General features: G+C 47.5%; 9 protein-coding genes. All 9 read right to left on the bottom strand.

Annotation, left to right across the window (positions count from 1 at the left end):
* Window positions 1-267: 267 nt before the first annotated feature.
* The 9 genes from H8K36_RS11780 to leuS all read right to left on the bottom strand — a co-directional run bounded on the left by H8K36_RS11780 (window position 268) and on the right by leuS (window position 11,838).
* Window positions 268-1,488 carry a multidrug effflux MFS transporter gene (locus H8K36_RS11780; protein WP_186916681.1) on the bottom strand — a complete coding sequence of 407 codons (1,221 nt, stop codon included), beginning with the start codon at window positions 1,486-1,488 and terminating at the stop codon, window positions 268-270.
* A 326-nt stretch (window positions 1,489-1,814) separates the two neighbouring features.
* Window positions 1,815-3,284: an NAD-dependent succinate-semialdehyde dehydrogenase gene (locus H8K36_RS11775; protein WP_186916680.1), complete on the bottom strand. Its 1,470-nt coding sequence runs from the start codon at window positions 3,282-3,284 to the stop codon at window positions 1,815-1,817.
* A 213-nt stretch (window positions 3,285-3,497) separates the two neighbouring features.
* Window positions 3,498-4,229: an SIMPL domain-containing protein gene (locus tag H8K36_RS11770; RefSeq protein ID WP_186916679.1), complete on the bottom strand. Its 732-nt coding sequence runs from the start codon at window positions 4,227-4,229 to the stop codon at window positions 3,498-3,500.
* Window positions 4,230-4,282: 53 nt separating this feature from the next.
* A complete protein-coding gene (locus tag H8K36_RS11765) occupies window positions 4,283-5,503 on the bottom strand; it encodes a THUMP domain-containing class I SAM-dependent RNA methyltransferase (protein ID WP_186916678.1) in 1,221 nt (406 codons plus the stop codon).
* A 155-nt stretch (window positions 5,504-5,658) separates the two neighbouring features.
* Window positions 5,659-6,090, bottom strand: a complete 432-nt coding sequence (locus H8K36_RS11760; protein WP_230404575.1) for a CopD family protein — start codon at window positions 6,088-6,090, stop codon at window positions 5,659-5,661.
* Window positions 6,091-6,131: 41 nt separating this feature from the next.
* A complete protein-coding gene (locus tag H8K36_RS11755) occupies window positions 6,132-7,418 on the bottom strand; it encodes a glutamate-5-semialdehyde dehydrogenase (protein ID WP_186916676.1) in 1,287 nt (428 codons plus the stop codon).
* A gap of 171 nt (window positions 7,419-7,589) precedes the next feature.
* Window positions 7,590-8,609: a DNA polymerase III subunit delta gene (gene holA / locus H8K36_RS11750; RefSeq protein ID WP_186916675.1), complete on the bottom strand. Its 1,020-nt coding sequence runs from the start codon at window positions 8,607-8,609 to the stop codon at window positions 7,590-7,592.
* Between the two features lie 14 nt (window positions 8,610-8,623).
* On the bottom strand, window positions 8,624-9,136 hold the full coding sequence (locus H8K36_RS11745) for an LPS-assembly lipoprotein LptE (RefSeq protein WP_186916674.1): 513 nt from the start codon (window positions 9,134-9,136) through the stop codon (window positions 8,624-8,626).
* Window positions 9,137-9,210: 74 nt separating this feature from the next.
* Complete coding sequence (gene leuS / locus H8K36_RS11740) at window positions 9,211-11,838, bottom strand: leucine--tRNA ligase (protein WP_186916673.1); 2,628 nt, start codon at window positions 11,836-11,838, stop codon at window positions 9,211-9,213.
* Window positions 11,839-12,047 lie beyond the last annotated feature (209 nt).

The raw sequence follows: 12,047 nt of genomic DNA, 5'->3' as shown, positions 1-12,047 counted from the left end.
AAGCGACTTACATCTTTTTTTGAAGCCTTGAATTAGTAATTAACTCAATGACAGCGCGCAGTATAGCGAGCGAAAATGACAGTTTGATGACGTTGTATTCACGTCTCAAAAAAGGTGGGAACAAAACTCAGACACTGAAGTATCTACTTGGGACACCAGTGTTATTAAGATGAATGATCTCTCGTTACAACTGAAGTGAAAGATAAACCGAATGACAGATTGCCTTTCAATCGACATACAGCAAACAGAGACACCTTCAATTTACACTTACTGTTTTGATTTCGGGTGACTGTACATCTTGGAATATGCTCGTCCAGAATACCACAAGACTAAAGCCATTAAGGCAAAACCGAATTGGCCAAGCGCTAATGATAGAACGGAGTGATCCAAGGAAGGAGCCATTACACCTGCAACAAATGCACTTAGCAAAGTCACAGAAGCGGACTGACACGAAGCGACGATGCCGCGAATGTGCGGGAACAATTCAAGCACCATTAATGTCGCACCGGGAAAAACTACCGACATACCGAATGCGTAAAAAAACAGCGGAATAACGGACCATGGCAACATCGGTGCTGAGAAATAATGAAAGACTACATTTACAGTCGCAGCTGACATCAAGAACGTAAATCCAATTGCCACTTGTTTCGCAATCGATAAGCGCCCAGCTAGTTGATTGGCGGCGAGCGAGCCAAGAAAGATACCCCCAACCATAGGAATAAACTGCCATCCAAAACTTTGAGCATCAAGCTTCAAATGTTGCGTGATAAACGCGGGCGCTGAGGAAATAAAGAGAAATATGCCGGCAAAATTACATCCAATAGTGCCAGCCTTAAAATAGAAACGCGGAGACTTAAACACGTCGCGATAGCTCTGCCATAAAAATTCCACATTGAATGCTTGGCGCTTCTCAATCGGTAAAGATTCTGGCAAATAACGATAGCAGGCAATGAGCAAAACCACTGTATAGGCAAACAATAACAAAAAGATGGTACGCCAGTCTGAATGCGAAACTACCCAACCACCGATGATAGGAGCGATCGCCGGCGCGATAGAAAATATCATTGTGACTAGGGAGAGTAATTTTTCTGCCGGCGCACCCGCGTACAAATCACGCACAATTGCTCGACCAATCACCATCCCAGCACCAGCAGCCACACCTTGCATGATACGGAACACCCAAAGGTAGTGAACAGTATGTGCAGAAGCGCATCCAAAAGAACCAATGGCAAATACGATTAAAGCAATCAACACAACATTGCGACGACCAAACGAATCAGACAAAGCACCGTGCCACAAGGTCATTACAGCAAACGACAACATGTAAGCGGTCAAAGTCTGCTGTACCTCAATCGAGGTTGCATGCAAACTAGTTTGTATCGACTCGAAAGCTGGCAAATAGGTATCAATCGAAAACGGCCCCAGCATAGACAATGCCGCCAACAACACAGCAAGATGGGTAAAGCTGAGGGTATCTTTAGACCGCATGTGCAACTTTCAAAAACGCGAGATAACAAACAATGACAAAAAACTTGATCGCTAGATCAATTACAAAGATACAGTACAAGGCGACGCCCGTAGCAATGCGCCCTAAAACACCTGCACACTTTCAATTCAATTATAGGGATGAAGTACAAGGCACAAAGTGCAGCAATACAAGAGTATTGCGAGCATTTTGCAACGCAGTAATGCGCCCACCACACTCAACCACCACCATTAAATTCAATTATGGGGATGCAGTACAAGGCGCAAAGCACAGCAATACAAGAGTATTGCGAGCATTTGCAACGCAGTAATGCGCCCTAGAATTGAATTTAAAGCCCGAGGCAGACGTATTTTTGTTCTAAATATTCATCCATCCCATACTTAGAACCTTCACGTCCCAGCCCAGATTGCTTCACTCCACCAAATGGCGTCACTTCATTGGCAATCAAACCCGTATTCACGCCAACCATACCGTATTCCAGCTTTTCAGCAACGCGCCATACACGACCGATGTCACGCGCGTAGAAATACGCAGCAAGCCCGAAATCAGTATCATTTGCGGCAGCAATGACCTCTTCTTCCGATTTAAACGCCATCACTGCAGCAAGAGGTCCGAAGGTCTCTTCACGCATTACCAGCATCTCATGATGGACATCAGCAACAATCGTTGGTTCAAAAAATAAACCACCTTTTTCGTGAGCTTTGCCGCCAGAAATGAGTCGGGCTCCACGTTCGATCGCGTCGCCAACATGCGCTTTCACTTTCGCAATCGCTTGTTGGTCAATCAATGGTCCTTGACGCACACCTGGCTGAGTACCATCCCCAACCACCACTTTCTTGATGGCGACGGCAAACTTTGCTAAGAATTGTTCATAAATCGATTCATGCACATAGAAGCGATTAGTACAGACGCAAGTTTGGCCTGCATTACGGAACTTAGATTGCAACGCACCTTCAACTGCGGCATCGACATCAGCATCGTCAAACACGATAAATGGGGCATGGCCGCCAAGCTCTAGGGCTAACTTCTTCAAAGTTGGGGCACTTTGCTGCATCAAGATACGACCCACTGGCGTCGAGCCTGTAAAGGATAAATGGCGCACCACTGAACTTCCGCACAAGACTCGCCCCAATACAATTGACTGTTCAGCATCGCCTGTGATCACATTCAACACTCCTGCTGGCATGCCAGCGCGCATCGCCAATTCTGCCAAAGCTAATGCAGATAAGGGGGTTTGTTCAGCTGGCTTAATCACGATAGTGCAGCCCGCCGCTAAGGCCGGTGCTACTTTTCGCGTAATCATCGCCAACGGAAAATTCCAAGGTGTAATCGCCGCACAAACACCAATCGGTTGTTTCAACACCAAGGTGCGTTTGTCGACCCAAGTCGATGCCAACACGTCGCCAGATACACGCTTCGCTTCTTCAGCAAACCACTCAACAAAACTCGCACCATACAAGACTTCACCCTTCGCTTCAGCCAAAGGCTTGCCCTGCTCTGCCGTCATGATTGCGGCCAAGTCGTCTGCATTGGCAACGATCAAATCAAACCATTTGCGCAGAACTGTGGCACGTTCTTTTCCTGTTAGTGCCGACCAAGTTGGTAGAGCGTCCTGAGCCGCGGCAATAGCATCTTGCGCATGTGTAGTATCAAGGTTAGCAACTTCAGCGATCAAGGCACCAGTCGAAGGATTAAAAACGGCGAAACGCGACGCACTTTCAACCCATTGATTAGCAATGAGTGCATGATAGGCGATCAATGATGGGTCTTTGAGTTGGGGGCGAGTATATTGAGACATAACTGACGAGGATTCGAAGGCATGTTAATCAAATATTCAGAATTAAGAATATTGATTCAAAGAAAAACATAAGGATACGTGAAAACGACAATGCTTGCCCGACTGAGAATGCAGATCGTCGAAGCACAACAAGCTCGATTTGAATTTTCATTTTGCAAATACCAATACCAGAAAATGAAAAAAAGCCCCGTATCAAACGAGGCTTCAGGCTGATTACTTCATTCTCACCCGCGCTTCGACACGAGCTTCAACATTGGTTGTTCCAGGTTCGAAGCTTGGTTCGAAGCCCTTCCTTCGAACACTTGATGCGCTGACTGTAACGGTTTGATAGCGGCCACTACGGCTTTCGATACCATCAAAGTCGATCGAATCGATAAGGAAGTCTGCTGACTTTTTCCCCATGATTTGAGCTACGACATTCATACGTTCAAACAAATTCTGATAAGCAGCATCGAGGCGATCTTTCTCAGCCCGCTTCTGTGCTGCCTCTGAAAGCTCAAAGCCCAAACTATCTAACTCCATTTTCTGTTGAAATTCACTGATGAGTTTGGGTAGGGTATCCAAGGCCGTGGTCCGCATGCTCACGCTTTGTCTTACACGCCAGCCAATTCTTTGACTTTTCAAAGTCTTCTTCGTCGGTGAAATTTGGGTTTCCACTTCTTCCTCGATCGACTCCACCGAATAAGATGAAGTCGTGACTTCTACTTCTTGGTAATTGGTTTTTAATTGATCGAGGATGAGTTTCGCCCTTTTGTTCACGGCTGAAGCGGCGACCTCTTTGTCCTTACCTTCTTCAGTAATACTAAACCAAGCGACTGCGCGGTCATTCTTAAACTTCAAACTTGATGTACCAGCAATCAACAAGCGAGAATCTTTCCCCAACTCTTGTGCAGGAGCCACATTCATCGAGCAAAACAAAGCCAAAAAAACTAAAAACACACGCATTAACATCTCCCTAATTTTCAATATCCCAACACAAATGCTCAGCAAATAGCCGCTTACTCAGCATCCTTCGGCTTAGCCGCCTCACGGCGATTAAATCCTGCCACCATATCAAAACGGAACAGTCGACATTCGAGTGCGCCATTAAAGAATGGTGTTTTACGCGATTCTTTGAGACGCAATAGTTTCGGTAACCCCAAATCCGCGGTGAACAAGAAAACGCTCCAGCCGGCGAAACGTTGCTTCAAGGTGGCGCTGAATGCGGCGAAGAATTCACGTGCCAAATCGTCTGGTTCGAAACTTTGATCACCACGCACGCCGATACGTTCGCCGTAAGGAGGATTGGTCAGCAAAATACCCGCTTGCTCGGTCGGCGCTTTGATTTCCTGTGCTTCAATTTGTTTCAGCGGCACTTCAAATTTGATGCCTGCTTTGTTCAAATTGTTGCGGGTCATGCTGACCATGTCACCGGAAATATCGCTACCGAAAATGCTTGGCTCGCTCGGCAATGGATTCATGCGAATCGCGTTTTTGATGTCTTGCCACTCTTCTTCATTGAACGCAGCGAATTTTTCGAAAGCGAATTCACGGCGCATGCCAGGTGGAATGCCGGCTAACATCTGCGCTGCTTCAATCAAGATGGTGCCTGAACCGCACATGGGGTCAAACAAAGGCACGCCCGGCTTCCAGCCTGCGGTACGCAATAAGCCTGCAGCAAGGTTTTCACGCAATGGCGCGTCACCAGTTTCTAAGCGCCAGCCGCGTTTGAACAAGGCTTCGCCAGAGGTGTCGAGGTAAACTGTATAGTTATGCGCGTCAAGGAAACCAACGATGCGCATATCAGGCTGTTTCGTATCAACCGAAGGACGCTGCGTAAACTGGTCACGGAAACGATCGCAGATCGCATCCTTAATTTTTAATGTGGTGAATTCTAAGCTCTTGAGTGGTGATTTCACTGCGGTGACATCGACACGAATCGTGTGATGGTAGCCAAACCAATCTTCCCAAGGTTGCTCTAGCGTGAGATCGTAAATGTCGTTTTCGTTCGAATAGCCGCCGTGCGCCATACGTAACAACACACGCGAAGCAATACGAGAGTGAAGATTGACACGATAGGCGTCATTCAGTTCACCCGAGAAGTGAACACCACCGGGCACTTGGGTGTGCACATGGATGGTTTTAGAGTTTTTGAGCGCGGCAATTTCAGCGAGCTCTTCTGCTAGTGCAGTTTCCAAGCCACGTGGGCATGGGCAAAAATAGGAATAACGTGTTTTCATGGGGGACCTTTTTTCCGTCATGGTTTTTAAAAACCCTACGCACGCATCGCACGCAGGGGACTTCATCTTTACAACTTCTCTACCTTCTATTTACAACTCAACGCTACATCTATAAACACAGTAGTGGCTAGCATCTGCACCTATATCGTCGAAGCTTAAAATGGTTTAACGACCACCAAAATCACAGCGATTATCATCAACACCACCGGCACTTCATTAAACCAACGGAACCAAACATGGCTACGTTTATTATGCCCTTTTTCAAATTTTTTCAGAATGCTGCCACAGGCATGGTGATAGCCAATCAGTAAGATCACAATCGCTAACTTCGCATGCATCCAACCACTGCCTGGGCCACGACCTACTCCATAGCCCATCCACATCCACACGCCTAAACCTATAGCTGGAATGGTCAATATAGTCATAAAACGATATAACTTACGCGCCATCAACAACAAACGTTCAGTGCTAGCGCTTTGGGTCTCCATCGCCAAGTTCACGAAGATACGTGGCAAATAGAACAAGCCTGCAAACCAAGAGGCAATAAACACAATGTGAAACGCTTTAATGTACAAATACATATTCATTCTTTCTTTTGAGCGATTGCGCTCTCAGATGGATTTGATGATTACTTTCTTACCTCGCCATGCCCAAACACCACATATTTCAGCGAAGTTAAGCCTTCTAGGCCAACTGGGCCACGTGCGTGCAGTTTATCATTAGAAATGCCAATCTCTGCACCGAGGCCATATTCAAAGCCATCGGCAAAGCGGGTCGAGGCGTTGACCATGACCGATGCTGAGTCAACTTCACGTAAGAATGCCAAGGCACGGCTATAGTCTTCAGTGATGATCGCTTCTGTATGTTTGGACGAATAGGTATTGATATGGGCAATCGCCTCATCCATATCGGTGACCACTTTCACTGCCAAGATCGGTGCAAGGTATTCCGTGGTCCAATCGCTTGCATCTGCTTTCGCTAGATACGGATAGCCATGCAGAATCGCATGGGCGGTTGAATCGCAACGCAATTGGACTTTTTCTTTGAGATATTCGACTGCCAATAAAGGCAATACTTGATCAGCAATACGCTCTGCCACGAGTAGCGTTTCCATCGTATTGCAGGTGCCATAGCGATGGCATTTGGCGTTAAAGCCTATTGCTATCGCTTTTTCGAGGTCAGCTCTATCATCGATATACACGTGGCAGATGCCGTCGAGATGCTTGATCATCGGCACTGTCGCTTCGCGCATCAAACGCTCGATCAAGCCTTTACCACCGCGAGGCACAATCACGTCTACATATTCTGGCATCGTAATCAAGGCGCCCACTGCGGCGCGGTCTGTCGTATCGACCACTTGCACCGCTTGTTCGGGCAAACCCGCTGCGATCAAACCCTCTTTGACCAACAAGGCCAGAGCACGGTTGCAATGAATCGCTTCTGAACCACCACGTAGTATCGTCGCATTGCCACTCTTGATACACAGACCTGCTGCGTCCACTGTGACATTAGGACGGGCTTCGTAAATGATACCAATCACGCCAAGCGGCACCCGCATTTGCCCGACTTGAATTCCCGAAGGGCGAAATTTCATATTCGAGATTTCGCCAATAGGATCTGGCAATCTTGCGATCTGCTCCAAGCCCTCTGCCATGGTCGCAATCGCTTTATCACTGAGAGCCAAACGATCAAGCATCGCGGCTTCCATGCCAGCTTCTCGTGCGGCAGTCAGGTCCAATTCATTCGCCGCTCGTAATGCTGCAGCATCACGGCGAATCGCTTCGGCAATCGCCAACAAAGCTTTATTTTTGGTCCCGGTATCCGCTTTGGCCATGGCACGCGAAGCAGCACGCGCTTGCTGGCCTAAGGTTTGGATATAGGTGGCGATATCGCCGGTATTTCTTTCAGAGCTCATGTTTAGAACACTTTTAATCTATTTGTTTAAACGACCCACTGTCGCTATGCTTCGCAAAATTGCCTCACTGGGATGTTGTGCTAGGTACTTAGAATGCCTTGCCAGCTCATCGTCGACATGCCAAATTTGAACAACTACGCGCTGCGCCTAATTAAGCGACTTAGCGTGCCGTCAATTTGCTTTAGCAACTCGCAAACCGAGGTGCAGTAAAGCATCCCAAGCGTCGCCGGCGAACTTAGGAGCGCGCAAGCCTTTTACCATTTTGTCGATTTGTGCAGCGTCTTGTAGGGCTGCTTGCAGAGTCGCGAGGCTGACACGACGTAATGCGGGTTCCATGAGTTTTTCTCTTGGTCCCCAGATGCGATACTCTTTCAAGAGTGCACCTAAGGGGCGTCCTTGTGCGACGCCAGATTTTAATTTGAGAAGCGTGCGCAATTCTTCGGCCATCGCCCACAAGACTAAAGGCAATGCTTCGCCCTCGCCTTTCAGACCTTCTAACATTCTGACTAAACGCGCTACATCACCGACCAACATCGCTTCATTGAGTTTGAATACGTCATAACGCGCCACGTTCAACACAGCATCGTGTATCACTTCAAAACTCAGTTTACCTTGCGGATGCAAGAGCCCAAGCTTTTGAATTTCTTGATGTGCTGCGAGTAAGTTGCCTTCAACTCGATCAGCAATAAACTCCAAACTTTGGCGATCAGCGCTCTGCCCTTGGGCACTCAAACGTTGGCCTATCCAATTCGGCAAAGCAGCTCGCTCAATCAAGGGAATATCAATATACACCGCAGCTTGCTGCAACATACTGACCCATGACGCTTTTTGTGTTGCCCAATCGAGTTTTGGGAGGGTAATCAGCGTGATGTTATCAGGCGACAGATCGCGCACGTATTCTTGAAGCGCGGCACTGCCATCCTTGCCTGGCTTACCTGTCGGCATCCGCAGATCGATAAATTTTTTATCGCCAAACAGAGATTGAGATTGATTTGCGGCGAGCAATTCGCCCCATTTGAAATAACGTTCAACCGTAAGGACTTCACGCTCTAGGAAATCTTGCGCACGTGCTGCCTTACGAATCTTGTCCGCCGTTTCCTGCACTAGCAAATGCTCGTCGCTGGAGATGACATACATCGCCGCCAAACCTTTGGCGAGATGAGCATCAATCGCATCGTAGCGCAGTTGCATAATGAGTTTTCCGATTAAGTCGATGGAGTGTCCATCTTGACCACAGCCAATCGGCGCATAATCTGCTGCACCAATTCAGACTGCATATCACGGTACAACAATGTTTCTTCCGCTTCTTTTGCCAATACTTCGTTTTCTTTAAAGCTCAAATTGCGCTTTAAACTAATCGTTGTGGGTGCTAACACCTCGCGTCCTGCTTTATCACGCAAACGAAATTTGAGATTGTAAGTAAGATTAAATTCACGCACGCGACCTTGACTATTCAAAGACAAGATCGTTTTTTCGCGCGTTTCACCCAACACATCGAGCACGACTTCTGCGGTAGTCGCTTGTGAAGTGACTTCAGTCTTACCGTTAGCACGCAAATGGCGCTTCAACTCACCACCCAAAGCTGAACTATCTGGCAAACCCACATAGATACTCTGAAACGGCAAATTGACTGCACCGCGCAATGCAAAGCCGCATGCAGAGAGAGTCACCGCGATCACTACACAGCTAAAAAATTTTACGTACCGATTCATGCTCATGGAGGCTTTCAATCTTCTACACTTGAATAATTCAAATCTTTCTTCCCGAATGCAAGCAGAAGAAAGACTCAACATCACACAACAATATTCACCAATTTTCCAGGAACAACGATAATTTTCTTCGGAGTACCTTCGATGAAACGTGCGGCACTTTCATTCGCAACTGCAGCAGCTTCGATCGTCGCTTTGTCGGCATCTTTCGCAACCTTGATGCTGCCGCGCAATTTGCCATTCACCTGCACCATCAATTCGATTTCGTCTTGAACCAATGCAGCAGCATCCACTTGTGGCCAAGGAGCGTCAATAATGCCGCCAAGGTCTTTCAAGTAACCAAGTTCATTCCATAATGCATGCGTGATATGCGGACAAACAGGATACAAACCACGCAACAAAATACCAAATGCTTCACGTACAGCTGCTGCAGAACCCTCTGCTTCTGACTTAAACGATTCAATTGTATTCAACAATTTCATCGCGCCAGAGACAACCGTGTTGTACTGCAAGCGATCGTAATCGCTATCGATTTGCTTTAAGGTGCTGTGCACTTCGAAACGCAGAGCTTTGACATCGGCAGCATAATTCGCTGCTGGTGTTGCACCTGCAGCGATCGTTGCTGAGAACTTCAATGCAGTTGCCCATAAACGGCGCAAGTAACGGGATGCACCTTCAACACCGCTGCTACTCCACGCTGCACTTTGATCTGGAGGGCCTGCGAACATCGTGAACAAACGCGCCGTATCTGCGCCAAACTGGCTGATGATATCTTTCGGTTCTACGACGTTGTTTTTGGACTTCGACATCTTCTCAATGCCACCCATTTGCACAGGCTGTCCATCGCTCTTCAAACTAGCAGAAATTGGACGACCTTTTTCATCGTGCTGCACTTCAACTTCGTTCGGATAGAACCATACTTTCTTACCACTTTCTTCTTCGCGATAGAAAGATTCGTTCAACAACATTCCTTGCGTGAACAAATTCTTGAATGGCTCGTCGATCTTCACCAAACCCATGTCACGCATGGCTTTGGTCCAGAAACGCGCGTACAGCAAATGCAAAACCGCATGTTCAACACCACCGATATACTGGTCCATCGCCATCCAGTAGTCGTTACGTTCGTCGACCATGGTTGTCGCATCAGGGCAGGTATAACGCATGAAGTACCAGCTTGAATCGACGAAGGTATCCATGGTGTCCGTTTCACGATGCGCTGGCTTACCGCATTTCGGGCAAGGCACATTCAAGAAAGCTGCATGGGTTTTCAATGGGTTACCGGAACCATCTGGAATACATTCGGTTGGCAATACCACAGGTAAATCTTCATAAGGTACTGGCACGTCGCCGCAGTCATCGCAATGGATGATAGGAATTGGTGTACCCCAGTAACGTTGACGAGAAATACCCCAATCGCGCAAACGCCATGTGGTTTTTTTCTCGCCCACACCTTTGGCGACGAGGTCGGCAGCAACAGCATCGACTGCGGCTTTGTAATGTAAACCATCGTATTTGCCAGAATTAACCGTGACACATTTTTGCTTATCGCCATACCATTCAGCCCAAGCGTCGGTCGTGAAACTCTCGCCTTCCACTGCGACGACTTGTTTAATCGTGATACCGTATTTCTTCGCAAAAGCAAAGTCACGTTCATCATGTGCTGGAACACCCATCACGGCACCATCGCCATAACTCATCAACACGTAGTTACCAACCCAGACTTCTACCTGTTCACCTGTCAATGGATGCGTAACGAACAAACCGGTTGGCAAACCTTCTTTTTCTTTGGTCGCCATTTCGGCTTCAGTCGTACCGCCCGCTTTGCATTCTTCGATGAACGCAGCCAACTTCGCATTATTTTTAGCGGCAACGGTAGCGATAGGATGCTCCGCTGCCACGGCACAGAAAGTCACACCCATAATCGTGTCTGGACGCGTCGTGAAGACGAACATTTTGCCGTCTTGTACCAGTGCACCCGATTCGTCTTTGATGTCATGGCTAAACGCAAAACGTACACCCTCGCTCTTACCAATCCAATTGCGCTGCATAGTGCGCACTTGATCTGGCCAGCCATCGAGTTGATCAATGCTAGACAAGAGTTCTTCCGCATATTGGGTAATGCCGAAGTAGTATCCTGGAATCTCACGTTTTTCAACGATAGCACCCGAGCGCCAACCGCGGCCATCAATCACCTGCTCGTTGGCCAACACAGTTTGGTCGATGGGATCCCAGTTCACCACTTGCGTCTTCTTGTAGGCGATGCCCTTCTCCAACATCTTCAAGAACAACCATTGGTTCCAACGGTAGTAATCTGGGTCGCAAGTCGCCACTTCACGTGACCAATCAAACGCTAAGCCCAATGGCTGCATTTGCGACTTCATGTCTTCGATGTTGGCGTAAGTCCATTCGGCGGGAGACTTTTTATAGGCAATAGCAGCATTCTCAGCAGGCAAACCGAAGGCATCCCAGCCCATAGGCATCAATACGTTGTAGCCCTTCATGCGCAGTTGGCGGGCCAGCATATCGTTGATCGTATAGTTACGCACGTGACCCATGTGTAGTTTGCCCGATGGATAAGGCAACATAGAGCAAGCGTAGTACTTCCCTTTCGGGAAACGGGGATCGTTTTCTACCGTTTTAAATGCATTAGACTCTGTCCAATGTTGCTGGGCGGCTTGTTCAACTTCTGCTGGGCTATATTTTTCTTGCATGACGATTTAACGATGAAATGAATATCTTGCGTTTTCACTACCACTTTTGATCAAATTTGACCAAGCGTGAAGGAAATCACAGACGAAAGTAATAAGTGTTAGCCTTGTATCTCAAGCAAGAGCTTAAGACAAAGGAAATATTGCAAAACGAATTCCGAACTCGTGATTATAAGGCTAAAGCACCCTGCACTGCGACAATCCGACGGGAA

The organism is Affinundibacterium nitidum, from assembly GCF_014284155.1.
GTDB classification, from domain to species: Bacteria; Pseudomonadota; Gammaproteobacteria; order Burkholderiales; family Burkholderiaceae_D; genus Undibacterium; species Undibacterium nitidum.
The sequence above is the reverse complement of the archived record's forward strand: the minus strand, read 5'-3'. Positions and strand labels throughout refer to the sequence as shown.